Raw genomic sequence first — 15,897 nt, 5'->3', positions numbered from 1 at the left:
TCCATGGCAAAGGCAAATGACCACCAGCAGACGACAAGCCGTTACACGGAGTTGTCGCCTTGGCCGCTTTTGACCAGCCCTGTCTCGTAGGCGAACACGACGGCCTGCACCCGATCGCGAAGCCCCAGCTTCATCAGGATCCGCCCCATGTGCGTCTTCACGGTGGCCTCCGAGACGTACAGCCGCGCCGCGATCTCCGCGTTCGACATCCCGCGCGCGACGAGCCGCAACACCTCGCCCTCACGGTCGGTGAGGCTCTCCAGCGCACCGTTCGCCTTGGCCTCCGCGTCCGGCAGATGGACGGCGAACCGGTCCAGCAGCCGCTTCGTCGTGCTGGGCGCGACCACGGCGTCCCCGGAGTGCACGGACTTGATCGCCTCGATCAACTGCGCCGGGCCCGCGTCCTTCAGCAGGAACCCGCCCGCACCCGCCTTGATGGCCGCGAAGGCGTACTCGTCCAGGTCGAACGTGGTCAGGATGACCACTTTCGGACCGGAGCCGGCGACGACATTGCGGGTCGCCTCGATGCCGTCCATCCGCGGCATCCGGACGTCCATGAGAACGACGTCGGCCCTAGTGCCGCGTAGCAATTCCAGGGCCTGCACCCCGTCCCCGGCCTCACCGACGACCTCGATGTCGGGTTGCGCGTCCAGCACCATGCGGAACCCGGCCCGCACGAGCTCCTGGTCGTCGACCAGCGCGACCCGGATCGGCGGAGCCGTCTCGTCCGCATCCGTCATGTGGCACCCACTTCCTCCCGTACCGGTATCCACGCGACCACCTCGAAGCCTCCTCCGGAACGGGGTGCGGCACGGACACGGCCCCCGTACACGGCGACGCGCTCGCGCATCCCGGCGAGACCGTGCCCACGTCCGTCGTCGGGCGCGGCGGCGCCCCGCCCGTCGTCGTCCACCTGGATCTCCAGGGCTTCGCCCGAATACCGGAGCCGCACGGACACCGCTACGCGGGGACCTCCGTGCTTGAGCGTATTGGTCAACGCCTCTTGGACGATCCGGTAAACGGTCAATTGGCGTCCCTCCGACATGGGCACCGGCACCCCTTCCACCTCGTAAATGACGGGTAGCCCGGATGCGCGCACTTGCTCGATCAAATCGTCCAGTTGCGCGACCCCCGGCTGAGGGGCGAAGGCACTCACATCGTCGCTCTCCCGTAGGACGCCCAGGAGACGACGCATTTCCGCCAGGGCCAGCCGTCCCGTGTTCGAGATGGTCTCCAGCGCTTGCCTGGCCCGTCTTACGTCGGTGTCGATCGCGTAGGACGCACCGTCCGCCTGCACCACGATGACACTGACGTTGTGGGCCACGACATCATGCAGCTCACGGGCGATGCGCGCGCGCTCTGCGGCCATCGCCATCTTCACCTCGTTGTCGCGCTCCTGCTCTAGGCGCGCCGCCCGTTCCTCTACCGAACGCAGGTACGCGCGACGTGTGCGCATGTGCAGACCCAGGACCCACACCCCCGCGACCACCACCGCGAGGATGGTGAACGTGGATTTCCTGGCGTTCGCACCGGTCGGGTAACGGAAAGTCGCCATGGCCGCACCCACTTCGCCGACCAATGCCGCCGCTACACCCCAGCGGAATGCGTAACTGGCAGTCACCGTGTACAACCCCATCAGGACGGCAACGTTCGCGGGCACGGGATTGACGCCCGCCAGGCATTGGACGCCCGAAATCAGCGCGACCACCATGAACACGGCGCGCGGATACGTCCGGCGCAGCACGAGCGGTGTGGTCAACGCGACCATCAACAGCGCGTACGTCCCCTTGGAGACCCCGAAGGGCTCCCTCAGCAGATCGGGCAGGGAGAGGAGCACCAGCGGGGCCGCGAAGAACGCATCGACCAGCGGCTTCTTACCCCGCAGCCAGTCCCATGCGCGCACCACCATGCCGACAGGGTACGTAGCCGCAGCTCAGCCCTGGATCAGCCACAAGTAGTACGCCCGTCGGCCACAGGATGGACCGACCGGGCGGCCCACCCACGGTAACGTCACCCTCGTGGACGCGTTGGTTACCGAGTGGCTGCCATGGCGCACCGCGATGGAGCGCGCGTTGTACGGGGACGGGGGCTTCTACCGGCGCGGCGAACGTCCCGCCGAGCATTTCCGTACGTCGGTGCACGCCTCCCCTCGGTTCGCCGCCGCCATCGCCCGCCTCCTGGTCGAGGTCGACGCTCTCCTCGGACGTCCCGACCGGCTGGACATCGTCGACATCGGCGCCGGGTCCGGGCGGTTGCTGAGCAACATCCTGGACTGCGTCCCGTCCGACCTTGCGCCGCGGCTGGCCCCGACCGCCGTCGAGATCGCGCCCCGCCCCGCCGACACCCCGCCGCGGATCACCTGGCGCGCCGACCTGCCCGAACGCATCACCGGCCTCGCCGTCGCGAACGAATGGCTCGACAACGTGCCGCTGGACGTCGTCGAACACACTCCGGACGGCATGCGGACGGTGCTCGTCCAGCCGTCGACGGGGGCCGAGCGCCCCGGCCCGGCCCCGACCGACGAGGACCGCGCCTGGCTGGACCGCTGGTGGCCCCTGCACGAGCCCGGCGACCGCGCCGAGATCGGCCACCCGCGCTGCGCCGCCTGGGCGTCGGTGATCGGACGCCTCTCCGGCGGCCTCGCCCTGGCCGTCGACTACTCCCACTCCCGCGGCTCCCGCCCCGTGTACGGGACGCTGACCGGCTACCGGGACGGGCTCACCGTCCCCGCCGTCCCGGACGGCTCCTGCGACGTCACCGCCCATGTGGCCCTGGACGCCTGTAGCACGGCCGGAGAACGCGCCGGGGCCACGTCCACCCTCCTGACCACCCAGCGGAAGGCCCTGCGCGCCCTCGGCCTCACCGGCGTCCGCCCGGCCCTGTCCCTGGCCCACCAGGACCCCCGCGCCTACGTCTCCGCCCTCTGCCACGCAGGCGAAGACGCCGAACTGACCGACCCCTCAGGCCTGGGCGGCTTCGGCTGGCTGGCCCAGACAGTGAACATCCCGATCCCCACCGCCCTAACCCGGGGTCAGCGTTCTACGTAGAGGGCTTCTAGGCCGCGTAGGACGAAGCCGGGCTTCCATTTCGGCTCGGTGGAGAGGCGTAGGTCGGGTGCTGCGCGGAGGACGGCCGCGAACGACTCCGCGAGTTCGATGCGGGCTAGCGGTGCGCCCAGGCAGTAGTGGATGCCGAGGCCGAACGTGATGTGCGGGTTCGGCTCGCGCGACAGGTCGAGACGGTCGGGCTCGGCGAACACCTCCGGGTCACGGTTGGCTGACGCGAACTGCAAGGCCACCTCAGCTCCACGGGGAATGTCGACTCCGCCGACAGTGATGTCCTCCAGCACCCAGCGCTCGAACATCGGCGCTGGGGTGTCATAGCGGAGCAGTTCCTCAACGGCCGTGGGGACGAGTGAAGCATCGGCCCGGAGCCGTGCGAGTTCCTCGGGATTGCGGAACAGCGCCCACCAGCTATTGCCGGTCGCGTTGACGGTGGCCTCGTGGCCCGCGTTCAGGAGCAGGACGCAGGTACCGATCAGCTCGTCCTCGGTGAGCCGGTCGCCGTCGTCCATCACCTGGGCCAGAGCGCTGATGAGGTCGTCGCGCGGCTCGTTCCGCCGCGTGCGGGCGAGGTCGCGCAGGTAGTCGGAGAACTCCAGGGCGGCGCGGACGGCGGTGTGCTGCACCTCCTCTGGCGGGTTGAGCTCGTACATGCCGCAGATGTCGGCGGACCACGGGCGCAGCAGACGCCGCTCCTCCACCGGCACGCCGAGCATCTCGGCGATCACGTTCACCGGCAGCGGCTCGGCGACCTCGGCGAGCAGGTCGCCGCCGCCCTTGTCCGCGAGCGCCCCGGCCAGCTCTCCGGCGAGCCGCTGGATCGTCGGCCGCAGCTCCTCCACCATGCGGACCGTGAACGCCTTGGACACCAGGCGTCGCAAGCGCGTGTGGTCGGGCGGCTCGACGTCCAGCATCCCGGCGCGGATCAGGTCCCAGAAAGGCTTGAGGAAGTCCGCCTCCGGCTCCTGGCCGAACTCCTCATGGCTCGCGATGTGGAGATACGTCCGTCCGAGGCGCCGGTCCCGCAGCAGGGCGTTCACGTCCTCGTACCGGCTGATCACCCACTGCCCGGTGGCCTCGTGGAAGAACACGGGCCGCTCGGTGCGGAGCCGCTCGAACACCGGATACGGATCTGCGACGAAGTCAGGAGACCAGGGGTCATAGACCAACTCGCTCATGTCTCGACGATATTCGCATCCGGCGAATCAGCCCACCGTCCAACACCTCCCTACCATTTCCAGTGGACAGCCCACGAATATGACGTGCACAGATGGGCTGTGGACGCAGTCGGGGTTGTCTGGGCGGTCGGCCCGCCTCCCCCCAGCGGCGGGCCGACCTGAATCCATGGTGATCGGGCGTGAGGCCGTCCGGAAGTAGAACGTGATTCTGTGGATAACCCGTCAGCGGGCCCAGCGGGTCGGGTCTCCGCCTCCGGCCCGGCGGGCGGCCTGGGCGCGGCGGGCCGTCGACTCGACGATGGCGCGCGCCTCGCCCAGCTCGCGGTCGGTGGCCGTGACCTGTACGGGCCCGGGAGGCGCGTCGACATGGACGGTGGCCAGCCCGAGAAGGCGCTGGAGAGGGTTCGCGGTGAGGCGGACGCTCTGCGCGCGCGCGTGGGCGATCACGTCGGTGCGTCGGCACGGCCAGCCGTGGCGGGTCACGAACACGACATCGTCGGTGCCGGCACCGTCCGCACGGTCGATCGCCACGGCCCTGGACGAGGCAGGCACCAGAGGGACCGCGTCGACCTGCGTTCCAGGAAACACCTGCGAGACAAGGTGCATCGCGACGTGACGAGGTGCGACCGGCAACAAGGTCGAGGACAGGGCCTGCCGCTCACCCGCGTAGCCGGCGACCGTGACCTCGACCCGGGCCCAGCCCAGGCTCCGCCAGACCGAGGGCTCGATGATGCTGACGGCCTGGACGCGCCCCGGCGGCAGCGTCTGCATCCGGGTCTCAAGAAGGCCGTACCGCAGGCGTATCCCGTCCGGTGACATGGCGACCGTGAAGTTGGCGTACATCACCAGGGGGGCGATCACAGCGCGGATGAGCCCGAGCAGGACAGGAATGGTGACGGCCAGGATGCCGCCCTCTGCGTACATCACCAGGAACAGCACGGAGGCGAAGAAGAGCAGAACCGTGCCGAGGACGGGCAGACGCAGGATGAGGGATGCGAGCAGACTTCCGAACGGGACACGCCAGATATGCCGCTCTGGCGCCTCGGGGGTGTGACCGGGAAGCCCGGCGGCACGGGCCAGGAGTTCGGCGCGCAGTTGTTGGGCGGAGTGTCGTCCCAGATAGCGGAGCGCGATCTCGCTGCGTTCACCGCCCGCCAACTCCACTCGCACCTCTGCCAGGGCGAAGACGCGCGTCACGAGCGGACGGACGAGATCGATGGCCTGTATGCGCGACAGCGGGATCCGGCGCTTGTTCTTGCGGAGCAGACCGGTCTCGACAACGAGATCGTCACCGTCGATACGGAACCGCAGAGCGAGCCACGTCCAAAGACCCGTCCCCACTGCAACGAACCCCACCGGGACGGTCACGATGACAAATCGGCCAATCACCTCTGGAGTGAGCGCCAGGGTGATGCCGTCCTCTGTCTGGGTCAGCAGCAAAGGAAAGCCGAGCAGGACGAAGTAGATGATGAGGAAGATGAACGCGCGCAGTGGGGCCGTCGCCCAGTGCAGCCTGTGCGTGCCCTCAGAGAACCGGACCGGCGGACGGTAACCCGCATACGGACGCTGAGGCGGCCCGTAGGGCGGGCCCAACTGCTGGCCAGGCTGAGGTCCATGCTGAGGTCCATAAGGAGGGCGCGGGCCATAGGGCGGCCCAGGACGACCATACGGTCCAGGCGGGCCGGGCGGTCCTGGCCGCCCGTACGGACCAGGCGGCCCATATGGGCCAGGTGGGCCGTAGGGGCCGTTAGGGCCGTTCATAGTCCCATGCTCCGCTCCTCGCCCTTCTGGGCGAGGCGGTCGCGCAACTGGGCGGCTTCCAAGGCCCGCAGTCCGGGAATGGTGGCGTCCGTCGCCGCGGCCGCCGTGTGCATCCGGACGGTGGCGACGCCCATCCAACGCTCCAGCAGTCCCGCTGTGACGTCCACGAACTGCATCCGCCCGTAGGGGACGACGATGAGCCGCTTCACCAGGACCCCATGAGTCACCATGAGGTCGTCCGCACGTTCGGCGTATCCGTAGGCACGGCGGTCAAGCTCGGCCACCACCCATGTGAGGACGGCGCCCAGCACAACGGCAGCGACCCACATGGCGGCTGGAACCACGCCGCCGTTCCGCCACACGATGAACCCGCCCACACCCCCGATCGGCACCGCCCACAGCACAGCGGTGAGCAGCCTGTGCCAGGCATGCCGGCTGGAGATGCGCGACCACTGCAGACCACCGCCTGCCGCGAACGCCTGGTCCGCCTGATAGCCAGGGGTCCCGGAAGGATTCGGGTGAGACGGGTAATGCGCCGGCACCTGACCCTGCCCGGCCGCCTGACCGGACGCGCCCTGACCGGACGGACCTGGCGGTCGACCGCCCTGGCCCGGCTGCCCGGACGGCAGGGGCGGATGCGCCGCGTCCTGGGCTGCAGGGTCGGCGGCGGGCTCGTAGGGCGGTTCGCCGTGGCTCGGATTCATCGGGCCATAGTCAACCGGAAAACGAGTACCGCTCGCCATGCGACGATGAGGCGGTGACCCGAGTGGCAAAGACGCGACCATGACGACCGAACGCATCGTCGGTATCGGTGCGGGCGCCAAGGAGCTCGCCACCGAGGACATGACCCTGAACATCGGCCCCCAGCATCCGTCCACGCACGGTGTCCTCCGGCTGAGGCTGACCCTGGACGGCGAACGCATCTCGGCGGCCGAACCCATCATCGGCTACATGCATAGGGGCGCGGAGAAGCTTTTCGAAGTCCGTGACTTCCGCCAGATCATCGTGCTGGCCAACCGGCACGACTGGCTGTCGGCGTTCTCCAGTGAGCTCGGCGTGGTCCTCGCCGTCGAACGGATGCTCGGCATGGAAGTCCCCGTGCGCGCCGTATGGACGAGGACGCTTCTGGCAGAGCTGAACCGCGTCCTCAACCACCTGATGTTCCTCGGCTCGTACCCACTGGAGGTCGGGGCCATCACACCCATCTTCTACGCCTTCCGTGAGCGGGAGGCGTTGCAGCGGGTGATGGAGGAGGTATCCGGTGGACGGATGCATTACATGTTCAACCGGGTCGGCGGGCTGAAAGAGGAGCTCCCCGCCGGTTGGACGGCGCGCGCGCGGAGCACTGTCTCCGAGGTGCGTGCCCGCATGAGCGACATCGACGACCTCATCATGGGCAACGAAATCTTCCGCGCCCGGACGAGAGGCGTCGGCGTCCTGACACGAGAGCAAATTCTTCAGTACGGCGTGTCCGGCCCCATAGCGCGCGCGTCCGGCGTTGACTTCGACCTCCGCCGGGACGAGCCGTACCTCGCCTACGGCGACCTCGACGTCCGCGTGGTCACCCGGACGGAAGGCGACTGCCTGGCCCGGTTCGAGTGCCTCCTCGACCAGGTGCACGCGTCACTGGACCTCGCCGACGCCTGCCTCGACCGGTTGGCCGAGCTCCCTCCGGGCCCCATCAACCAACGGCTTCCGAAGGTTTTGAAGGTCCCGGAGGGCCACACCTATGCCTGGACGGAGAACCCCCTCGGCATCAACGGCTACTACCTCGTGTCGCACGGTGAGAAGACGCCGTGGCGCATGAAACTGCGGTCCGCGTCGTTCAACAACATCCAGGTCCTGACGGAACTGCTGCCGGGCAACCTGGTCGCCGACATGATCGCGATCCTCGGTTCGATGTTCTTCGTCGTGGGCGACATCGACAAGTAACCGTCCGAGCGGAGATGACTCAGGCGCGCGAGACGCCGTGGTCGCGCCGTTCCTCGTCCGGGTCCTTGGGCACGCGGCAGGCGTACTCCAGGAAGAACGCGGCGGCGACCAGGACGGCGGCGGCGAGGAACGTGCCGCCGCTGACGAAGAAGTCGTGGCGGGGGGTCGGCTTGTCGAGCGATGCGACGAGGCTGGCGGCGAACCCCGCGAACACACCGGCGATGACCGCGGCGGCATGGGCGCTGGCCTTGCCGAGGGCGGCGAGCCTGGCGACCGCCATCGGGTCCAGGGGCTTGGGCGCCGGCTTGCGGGTCGGGTCCTGTCCGCGCCCCCTGTCGGGCTTGCGGCGGATACGGCGCAGGACGTTCCACCCGGTGAAACCCTCACCGAGGGCCAGCAGCAGCAGCGTCGGGACGGCCGTCCACGGGAGCGGCGGCAGCGACACGTAAGCGGAACGCATCACCGCCCAGGTGATCACCGTGATGACGACCACGAGGGCGATGAGGAAGAGCGGGCGGGACGGTTTCATGCAGGCTGCTGGAGGGCCAGGTCCTCCCGGCGGCGGCAGGCCGAAGGCCCGCCCTCGGCCTGCTTGGCCTGGGCGAGGTCGCCGACGCGGCCATGTCCGGGGAGGAGCACGTCCGGCTCGATGTCGGCCCACGGCACGAGAACGAACGCACGCTCGTGCGCGCGCGGGTGCGGGAGCGTCAGATCGGGGTCGTCGGACGAGATGTCACCGAAAACGACGATGTCGATGTCGAGCGTGCGCGGCCCCCAGCGGACCTGGCGTTCCCGCCGCATCGACGTCTCGATGTTCAGTACTCGCTCCAGCAGGTTCTCCGGTGGGAGCCGGGTGTCCGCCACGAGCACGATGTTGAGGAAGTCTCCCTGCTCGGGGATCGTCTCGCCGGGCGGCGCGTAGGGGGCGGTCTCGTAGACCGGGGAGAACGCCACGTAGTTCAGTCCGGGTGCGTCGAACAGCGCGTCCACCGCCTCCTGGATGTTGTCCAGGCGGTCTCCTAGATTGCTGCCGATCGAGAACACGACCCGGTGCTCGACCAGCATGTGGCCGCCGGTGGCGGTGCGGTCGGGCATGCGGTCGGACGCTGTCATGGGCGACTCCTCCTGATCTTCACGGCCACGTCCGTGAAGGGGTGCGGGACCGGGGCGCTCGGCTTGTGGACGGTGATCTCGACCTCCGTCACCGCCCTGTCTTCCAGACATATCTTCGCCAGCCGGTCGGCCAGCGTTTCGAGGAGATCGACGGGCTCCCCCTCCACGACGGCGACCAGCCGACTGGCGAGCGTTCCGTAGTCGACGGTACGGGACAGGTCGTCCGCGGCGGCGGCGGGGCGGGTGTCGAGTCCGAGGACGGCGTCGACGACGAACTCCTGCCCCAGCTCACGTTCGGCGGGCAGGACGCCGTGCCGTCCGCGCGCGCGCAGACCGCGCAGCTCGATGTGATCGAGAGTCATTCTTCCTCTGCATCCACGACGTTGAGGACGGGGGATCCGTGGTGGAGCAGCAGCCGCCATTCCCCGTCCGCCCGTACGAACACGTTCGTGGCCACGATGCTTCCTCCCGCGAGGAATCCGGCCTCGGTGTCCTCGTCGGCGGTGAGGATGTTCTCCTTGCAGGTGACCACGGCGTGATCGCCGTAGACGTCTGTCTCGATGTCGGTCAGCACGAACTGGATGTACGTCGTGTTGGCCATGATGAGGGCCCAGGAACGGAGCACCTCTTCGCGTCCGCGCAGCATCGTCCAGCCTGGGTGCACGCAGGAGACGCCTCGCGCGTACTCGCCGTCGGCCCACACGTCGGACATGCGGTCGAAGTCACCGGCCTCGAACGCGGCATAGAACTCGGCGTGGACCTCGTCCACGTCTGCACGGTTCACGGCACGGCTCATGGACGGCGGCTCCCGTCGTCGGCGCGGCCGCCGGCCGCGGTCTGTCCTGGGCTCTGTTCGTCGGCGGGAGGAGCGTCCGCGGAGGGACGCGCCGCACGGAACGCGGCCGCCACCCGAACGGCGTCCGCGTTGGGTCGGACGCGGTGGACCCGCACGCACCACGCCCCCGCCGCCGCGATCAGGGCCGTGACCGCCACGGTGGCGTCGTCGCATTCGAGGAAGGGACGCCGCGTACCGTCCGGCTCGGCGAGCAGCCTCGTGAGGAAGTTCTTGCGGGAGGCTCCCACCAGGACGGGATACCCGGCGCCGGTGAACGCGTCCAGATGGGCCAGCAGCGACCAGTTGTGCCCCGCCGTGGGGCTCTTGGCGAAGCCCAGCCCTGGGTCGAGCACGATCATCGAGGGGTCGACACCCTCGTTCACAACCGCGTCGACCCTGCGGAGCAGTTCGTCGCGTACCTCGCCCACCACGTCCGCGTAGATGGTGCGGGTCTGCATGTCGTGGCTGTGACCGCGCCAGTGCATCACGACGTACGGGACGCCCGCTGTGCCGACTACCCGCGGCATCTCGGGGTCGGCCAGCCCGCCGCTGACGTCGTTCACCAGCCTGGCCCCCGCGCTGAGGGCGGCTTCGGCGACGTCGGCGCGCATGGTGTCGACGCTGACCGGAACGTTCTCAGCGGTGAGCGCTTCTATCACCGGGATGACCCGGCGCAGTTCCTCGTCCTGCGACACACGCTGTGCCCCAGGCCGCGTGGACTCGCCGCCCACGTCGACGATGTCGGCGCCCTCCGCGACGAGGTCGAGCCCATGGCGGACGGCCTTCTCCGGGTCGAACCAGGCCCCGCCGTCCGAGAACGAATCGGGGGTCACGTTGACCACGCCCATGACGAGGCAACGCCCTGGCGCGGGCAGCCCCGGAACGACGGCACCGGTCATGACTCAACCCTAAGCCTTGAACCGATCCCGGCGCGGCGGCGGCCTCCGCGGCCGGCCCCACCCGCCACCCGGCTCCCGGAGGCCCCTGCCGACCCGGCTCCACAACGGCGGAACGGGCCTCAGCTCGACGCTGAGGCCCGTTCGCACGGCCGACGACCCCGAGTCGGGGTCAACGCTCAGTAACGGCCCAGAATCAAGCTCATCGCCTCGGACCGCGTCTCGGCATGATCGCGGAAGTCGCCGCGCACCGCGGACGTCACGGTCTTCGCGCCGGGCTTCCGCACGCCGCGCATGGTCATGCACAGATGCTCGGCCTCGATCACCACGATCGCGCCGCGCGGTTCCAGCACGCTCATCATCGCGTCGGCCACCTGGCTCGTCAGCCGCTCCTGGACCTGCGGGCGACGCGCGTACACGTCCACCAGCCTGGCCAGCTTGGAAAGGCCGGTGATCTGCCCCTTCTTGTTCGGGGTGTAGCCGACGTGGGCCACCCCATGGAAGGGCACCAAATGGTGCTCGCAGACGGAGTACACCTCGATGTCCTTCACCAGGACCATTTCCTCATGGTCGGCGTCGAACACCGTCGTGAGCGCGTCCTCCGGCCTCTGCCGCAGTCCCGCGAACTGTTCGGCGTACGCACGCGCGACCCTGGCGGGGGTGTCACGGAGACCGTCACGGTCGGGGTCCTCCCCGATGCCGATCAGGATCTCGCGGACCGCCTTCTCGATGCGGGCGTGGTCGAACCCCGGAGGCTCCTCCAGGATCCGCGCCTCGCCCTCGACGAACGCACGGCCCGCGTCCTGCGCGGCCTGCTCCGCCGTCCACCTGTCCTGCGCGGCGCCGGACGAGCCGCCCGAGGACGAACCCTCGTCCTCGGACCGCTCGTGCGCCGACGCCTCGTCCTGCTGTTCTGCCAACGCGGTCAGCTTTCGCCCTGGGCCGGATCGGCCGCCTCTGAGGTGACCCCGCCCTGGCCGTTGTTCTTGGTCAGGTCGGTGACGTCCTGCGGGCCGAGCAGGGCCAGCTCCTTGGGCGTCAGCACCGGCGGACGGTCGGACGGCAGGCGCTTGCCGTAACCCGTGTAGGAGTTCTGGTGCGGCCGCTTCTGGATCGGTGCAAAGATCCGGAGGACCTGCTCCTTGGAGAGGGTCTCCTTCTCCATCAGGTTGACGACCAGCTCGTCCAGGACGTCCCGGTACTCCACCAGGATCTCCCAGGCCGTGTCGTGCGCGGCCTCGATGTACCGGCGGACCTCGTCGTCGATCGCGGACGCGATGTCCTCCGAGTAGTCACGCTCGTGGCCCATGTCACGACCGAGGAAGACCTCGCCCTGACCGGTGCCGAACTTACGAGCGCCGAGACGTTCGCTCATGCCGTACTCGGTCACCATGTTGCGGGCGATCGAGCTGGCCTTCTCGATGTCGTTGGCGGCACCCGTGGTCGGCTCGTGGAACACGAGCTCCTCGGCGGTGCGCCCACCGAGCAGCATGGCCAGCTGGTCGGTCATCTCCGAACGGGTGGTGAGGAACTTGTCCTCCATGGGGAGGGTCATGGTGTAACCCAGGGCCCGTCCACGCGGCAGGATCGTCACCTTGTGCACGGGGTCGGAGTTCGGAAGAGCGTGCGCCACCAGGGCGTGCCCGCCCTCGTGGTAGGCGATGATCTTCTTTTCCTTCTCCGACATCACCCGGGTCTTGCGCTCCGGCCCCGCCATGACGCGGTCGATGGACTCCTCAAGGGTGTCCATGTCGATCAGCTTGCGGTCGAAGCGCGCGGTGAGCAGCGCGGCCTCGTTGATGACGTTCGCAAGGTCCGCACCGGTGAAGCCCGGGGTGCGGCGGGCGATGACGTCGAGGTCGACGTCCGGCGCGAAGGGCTTGCCACGTCCGTGCACGCGCAGGATGCCCTTGCGGCCCTCCAGGTCGGGACGGTCCACGGTGACCTGACGGTCGAACCGTCCCGGACGGAGCAGCGCCGGGTCGAGGATGTCGGGACGGTTGGTCGCCGCGATCAGGATCACGCCGCCCTTGACGTCGAAACCGTCCATCTCGACCAGCAGCTGGTTCAGCGTCTGCTCGCGCTCGTCGTGCCCACCGCCGAGACCCGCTCCGCGGTGCCGTCCCACGGCGTCGATCTCGTCGATGAAGATGATCGAAGGGGCGTTGGTCTTCGCCTGCTCGAAAAGGTCGCGGACACGGGACGCACCCACACCGACGAACATCTCGACGAAGTCCGAACCGGAGATCGAGTAGAACGGGACGCCCGCCTCACCCGCGACGGCACGGGCCAGCAGGGTCTTACCGGTGCCGGGCGGGCCGTACAGCAGCACGCCCTTGGGGATCTTGGCGCCGATCGACTGGAACTTCGCCGGGTTCTGCAGGAAGTCCTTGATCTCCTCGAGTTCCTCCAGGGCCTCGTCGGCCCCGGCCACGTCGGCGAAGGTGGTCTTCGGGGTGTCCTTGGTGATGAGCTTGGCCTTGGACTTGCCGAAGTTCATCACGCGCGAGCCGCCGCCCTGCATCTGGTTCATGATGAACAGGAAGATGAGCACGATGACGACGATGGGCAGCAGGCTGAACAGCAGGTTCAGGAAGAAGCTCTGCTTCGGCACGTCGACGTTGTAGCCGCCGGACAGCTTGCCCGCGTCGGCCTGCCGCTGCAGTTGCTGCTGCAACTGGAGGCCCTGTCCGTCGACCCAGGACGCCTGCTGCTGCTTGCCGTTGGTGAGCGTCAGCTCGATCCGCTGGTCCTTGTCAATGATCTTGGCGGACTTGACCTGCCCAGCGTTGATCTCCTGGACGACCTTGGAGGTGTCGACCTTCTCGAACGAACGACCGGGATTGACGCCCCACATCACCAGGGCGACCAAGAGGCCGAACAGCAGGATCCACAGCAGCGGCCCGCGAAAGTAGCGCTTCACGTCCATTTATCCGGTAACCCCTCCGGGGCCCGTCCCTCCTGACCAACGTCTGTGTACGATCCTCGTCCGTCCCGGGGGACGGACGCCGGGGCGACCAACAATGCGTCCCGCGAAAGGCCGACGCCCAGGGGCTCCGGTCCCGCCGCGGCGGCTTCCCTCGTATGGCTCCCCGACCCTAGGGCCCGGGACATCGACGGTACACCGCAGGATGCAGAAGACGCAGCCGACGCTGTTCTCCTGCATCCCTTCCATATACCCGTCAACGACCTTTGCAACGATTCGTCACGGTCTCTTGTTCCCTGAGGAGCCCCTCAGGGCCCCTGACCGGGGCCTTAGCGCCCGGTCTCGGTTCGGGTGCCCTCCGCGGCCGTCCGAGGCGTTCACGCACCGTCAGCGCGCTCTGAGCGTCCTTGAGGGCCGCTCTGGGACGGAACCACGTCTCCGGGAACCAGGCTAAGCCCCGCCGCCGCCGTAAACGTGCGGGGCCAGCGTGCCGACGAACGGCAGATTCCGGTACCGCTCCGCATAGTCGAGCCCATAGCCGATGACGAACTCGTTGGGGATGTCGAACCCGACGTACCTGACGTCCACGTCGGCCTTCACGGCCTCCGGCTTGCGCAAGAGCGCACAGATCTCCAGTGAGGCGGGGTTACGCGAGCGCAGATTGCTCACCAGCCACGACAGGGTCAGACCGGAGTCGACGATGTCCTCCACGATCAGGACGTGCCGGTCCAGGATGTCGGTGTCGAGGTCCTTCAGGATGCGGACGACCCCGGACGACTTCGTTCCCGACCCGTAGGACGAGACCGCCATCCAGTCCATCGACGCGGGCGAGTGCAGCGCGCGCGCCAGATCCGCCATGATCATGACGGCGCCCTTGAGGACCCCGACCAGCAGCAGGTCCTTGCCCGCGTAGTCGGCGTCGATCTCCCCGGCGAGCTCCCGCACCTTGGCCTGCAGATCCGCCTCCGGGATCAGCACCTTCGCCAGGTCCGTGCCCAGGTCCTTCTCGTCCACAATCCCACCCTCATCGCTAAGACCTCGCCCGTCCGGTGGGACGGACACCCGCCGCGCGACGTTTTCGCCGTTCGCGCGGCGGCGCCGTGCAGCGGTACGTGTGACGGTTCGCACACGGCGCGAGGTCAAACCGGGCCGAACAGCAGCTTCGCATACCGCCGGACGGCTCGAAGGCCCCCCGGCAGGTCCACGTGCCGCTGGCCGTGCCAGGCCGTGACCAGCCGATCCACTGCATCGACATGGACGGCCGCGAGCGTACCGGGTGGGCTGCCCGCGTCGATCGCCGCCGTCCGCAGTACGCGGGTCCGGACGGCTCTCGGCAGATCAGCGAGCCCCTCCAGGCGGAGGGCGACGGTGTAGCCGTCCTGAGCGGCCTGGAGGTCGGTGTAAGCCCGGACGGCGAGTTCGTCCAGGGCGTCGGCATCGTCCCGCAGCATCCTCGCCGTACGTGCCAGGGCTTGGGCCACTCCTGGGCCCAGAGCCTTTTCGAGTGCGGGCAGAGCTTCATGCCGTACGCGCACGCGCGCGTAGGTCGGATCGATGTTGTGGGGGTCGTCCCAAGGGTCCAACCCCATCGCCTTGCATGCCCGGCGCGTGGTCCCCCGATCGAGTTCCAACAGGGGCCTCAGATAGAGCACACCTTGCTCGCGTCGCCCATCTCGCCCTTCCCCCAAGTCGGTTCTACGGCGGAACGCGGTTGGCATGCCTGAAAGCGACCGTGCTCCAGAACCTCGCGCCAACCCCAACAGGACGGTTTCGGCTTGGTCGTCCAGGGTGTGTCCTAGAAGGACGGCCGCGGCCTCCAGCCGGTCTGCGGTCTGGTCGAGCGCGGTGTAGCGGGCATCGCGGGCGGCGTTCTCCGGCCCGCCCGTGCCGTCGACGGTGACGGCGACCGACCCGGACGGGTCGAGCCCAAGGTCCGCCATCGTCCGGACAACGGCGTCGGCACGTTCGGCAGAGCCTTCCTGGAGACCGTGGTCGATGGTGATCCCACCGGCAACGCGCCCCTGCCTGGGCGCCTCAAAGGCCAGGGCACCCGCGAGTGCCAGGGAATCGGCGCCTCCGCTGCAAGCGACGAGCACCATCGCCTCCGGCGGAAGGTCGGCCAGAGCACGCCGTACCTCGAGACGTACCGTCGCCACTGCCGGATCAGGCCCCATGGGAAACCTCTACCACCGCG

General features: G+C 68.7%; 16 protein-coding genes. 2 read left to right on the top strand and 14 right to left on the bottom strand.

The window, feature by feature from the left end; all coding sequences use genetic code 11:
• Positions 1-41: 41 nt before the first annotated feature.
• Positions 42-740 (bottom strand): response regulator transcription factor, encoded by a 699-nt coding sequence (locus FXF68_RS11980; protein WP_148758973.1) that lies wholly within the window; start codon positions 738-740, stop codon positions 42-44.
• Positions 737-1,909, bottom strand: coding sequence for a sensor histidine kinase (locus tag FXF68_RS11975; RefSeq protein ID WP_148758972.1), 1,173 nt, complete (start codon positions 1,907-1,909; stop codon positions 737-739). Before FXF68_RS11975 ends, FXF68_RS11980 begins: the two co-directional genes overlap by 4 nt.
• A gap of 109 nt (positions 1,910-2,018) precedes the next feature.
• Between FXF68_RS11975 and FXF68_RS11970 the strand changes: the two genes are divergently transcribed.
• The gene (locus tag FXF68_RS11970) at positions 2,019-3,047 is read left to right on the top strand and encodes an SAM-dependent methyltransferase (protein ID WP_342787120.1); all 1,029 of its coding nucleotides are present in this window, start codon (positions 2,019-2,021) and stop codon (positions 3,045-3,047) included.
• On the opposite strand, the gene FXF68_RS11965 is transcribed toward FXF68_RS11970, so the two are convergent.
• The 3 genes from FXF68_RS11965 to FXF68_RS43800 form a co-directional block, all read right to left on the bottom strand.
• Positions 3,032-4,240, bottom strand: a complete 1,209-nt coding sequence (locus FXF68_RS11965; protein WP_148758971.1) for a cytochrome P450 — start codon at positions 4,238-4,240, stop codon at positions 3,032-3,034. The genes FXF68_RS11970 and FXF68_RS11965 overlap by 16 nt on opposite strands.
• A gap of 222 nt (positions 4,241-4,462) precedes the next feature.
• Entirely contained in the window at positions 4,463-5,833 is a 1,371-nt protein-coding gene (locus tag FXF68_RS11960; RefSeq protein ID WP_246178637.1) for a PH domain-containing protein, read from the bottom strand.
• 164 nt (positions 5,834-5,997) lie between these two features.
• Complete coding sequence (locus FXF68_RS43800; RefSeq protein WP_246178636.1) at positions 5,998-6,393, bottom strand: PH domain-containing protein; 396 nt, start codon at positions 6,391-6,393, stop codon at positions 5,998-6,000.
• A gap of 391 nt (positions 6,394-6,784) precedes the next feature.
• Between FXF68_RS43800 and FXF68_RS11950 the strand changes: the two genes are divergently transcribed.
• The gene (locus FXF68_RS11950) at positions 6,785-7,933 is read left to right on the top strand and encodes an NADH-quinone oxidoreductase subunit D (RefSeq protein WP_148758969.1); all 1,149 of its coding nucleotides are present in this window, start codon (positions 6,785-6,787) and stop codon (positions 7,931-7,933) included.
• A 19-nt stretch (positions 7,934-7,952) separates the two neighbouring features.
• Here the strand turns inward: FXF68_RS11950 and FXF68_RS11945 are convergent, their stop codons facing one another.
• From FXF68_RS11945 to tilS, 9 genes are all read right to left on the bottom strand, one after another.
• On the bottom strand, positions 7,953-8,462 hold the full coding sequence (locus FXF68_RS11945) for a DUF3180 domain-containing protein (RefSeq protein WP_148758968.1): 510 nt from the start codon (positions 8,460-8,462) through the stop codon (positions 7,953-7,955).
• Positions 8,459-9,046 (bottom strand): 2-amino-4-hydroxy-6-hydroxymethyldihydropteridine diphosphokinase, encoded by a 588-nt coding sequence (gene folK, locus FXF68_RS11940; RefSeq protein ID WP_148758967.1) that lies wholly within the window; start codon positions 9,044-9,046, stop codon positions 8,459-8,461. Before folK ends, FXF68_RS11945 begins: the two co-directional genes overlap by 4 nt.
• Positions 9,043-9,408, bottom strand: a complete 366-nt coding sequence (gene folB / locus FXF68_RS11935) for a dihydroneopterin aldolase (RefSeq protein ID WP_148351035.1) — start codon at positions 9,406-9,408, stop codon at positions 9,043-9,045. The genes folK and folB overlap by 4 nt, the downstream gene beginning before the upstream one ends.
• Positions 9,405-9,842, bottom strand: coding sequence for a nuclear transport factor 2 family protein (locus tag FXF68_RS11930; RefSeq protein WP_148351036.1), 438 nt, complete (start codon positions 9,840-9,842; stop codon positions 9,405-9,407). Before FXF68_RS11930 ends, folB begins: the two co-directional genes overlap by 4 nt.
• Positions 9,839-10,780 (bottom strand): dihydropteroate synthase, encoded by a 942-nt coding sequence (folP, locus tag FXF68_RS11925; protein ID WP_246178635.1) that lies wholly within the window; start codon positions 10,778-10,780, stop codon positions 9,839-9,841. Before folP ends, FXF68_RS11930 begins: the two co-directional genes overlap by 4 nt.
• 176 nt (positions 10,781-10,956) lie before the next feature.
• The gene (gene folE, locus FXF68_RS11920) at positions 10,957-11,544 is read right to left on the bottom strand and encodes a GTP cyclohydrolase I FolE (RefSeq protein WP_067902486.1); all 588 of its coding nucleotides are present in this window, start codon (positions 11,542-11,544) and stop codon (positions 10,957-10,959) included.
• A gap of 158 nt (positions 11,545-11,702) precedes the next feature.
• Positions 11,703-13,706 (bottom strand): ATP-dependent zinc metalloprotease FtsH, encoded by a 2,004-nt coding sequence (gene ftsH, locus FXF68_RS11915; RefSeq protein WP_148758966.1) that lies wholly within the window; start codon positions 13,704-13,706, stop codon positions 11,703-11,705.
• 447 nt (positions 13,707-14,153) lie between these two features.
• Positions 14,154-14,717, bottom strand: coding sequence for a hypoxanthine phosphoribosyltransferase (gene hpt, locus FXF68_RS11910; protein WP_148758965.1), 564 nt, complete (start codon positions 14,715-14,717; stop codon positions 14,154-14,156).
• Between the two features lie 125 nt (positions 14,718-14,842).
• Complete coding sequence (gene tilS, locus FXF68_RS11905) at positions 14,843-15,877, bottom strand: tRNA lysidine(34) synthetase TilS (RefSeq protein WP_148758964.1); 1,035 nt, start codon at positions 15,875-15,877, stop codon at positions 14,843-14,845.
• Positions 15,878-15,897 lie beyond the last annotated feature (20 nt).

The organism is Actinomadura decatromicini, from assembly GCF_008121305.1.
GTDB classification, from domain to species: Bacteria; Actinomycetota; Actinomycetes; order Streptosporangiales; family Streptosporangiaceae; genus Spirillospora; species Spirillospora syzygii.
Note: the sequence above shows the minus strand (reverse complement) of the source record. Positions and strands in the feature narration are given on the sequence as shown.

Excerpts from the sequence above, each read along its gene's own strand:
- FXF68_RS11980 (WP_148758973.1), bottom strand. The coding sequence starts at position 740 with ATGACGGATGCGGACGAGACGGCTCCGCCGATCCGGGTCGCGCTGGTC.
- FXF68_RS11975 (WP_148758972.1), bottom strand. The coding sequence starts at position 1,909 with ATGGTGGTGCGCGCATGGGACTGGCTGCGGGGTAAGAAGCCGCTGGTC.
- FXF68_RS11965 (WP_148758971.1), bottom strand. The coding sequence starts at position 4,240 with ATGAGCGAGTTGGTCTATGACCCCTGGTCTCCTGACTTCGTCGCAGAT.
- FXF68_RS11950 (WP_148758969.1), top strand. The coding sequence starts at position 6,785 with ATGACGACCGAACGCATCGTCGGTATCGGTGCGGGCGCCAAGGAGCTC.
- FXF68_RS11945 (WP_148758968.1), bottom strand. The coding sequence starts at position 8,462 with ATGAAACCGTCCCGCCCGCTCTTCCTCATCGCCCTCGTGGTCGTCATC.
- folK (WP_148758967.1), bottom strand. The coding sequence starts at position 9,046 with ATGACAGCGTCCGACCGCATGCCCGACCGCACCGCCACCGGCGGCCAC.
- folB (WP_148351035.1), bottom strand. The coding sequence starts at position 9,408 with ATGACTCTCGATCACATCGAGCTGCGCGGTCTGCGCGCGCGCGGACGG.
- FXF68_RS11930 (WP_148351036.1), bottom strand. The coding sequence starts at position 9,842 with ATGAGCCGTGCCGTGAACCGTGCAGACGTGGACGAGGTCCACGCCGAG.
- folP (WP_246178635.1), bottom strand. The coding sequence starts at position 10,780 with ATGACCGGTGCCGTCGTTCCGGGGCTGCCCGCGCCAGGGCGTTGCCTC.
- ftsH (WP_148758966.1), bottom strand. The coding sequence starts at position 13,706 with ATGGACGTGAAGCGCTACTTTCGCGGGCCGCTGCTGTGGATCCTGCTG.
- tilS (WP_148758964.1), bottom strand. The coding sequence starts at position 15,877 with ATGGGGCCTGATCCGGCAGTGGCGACGGTACGTCTCGAGGTACGGCGT.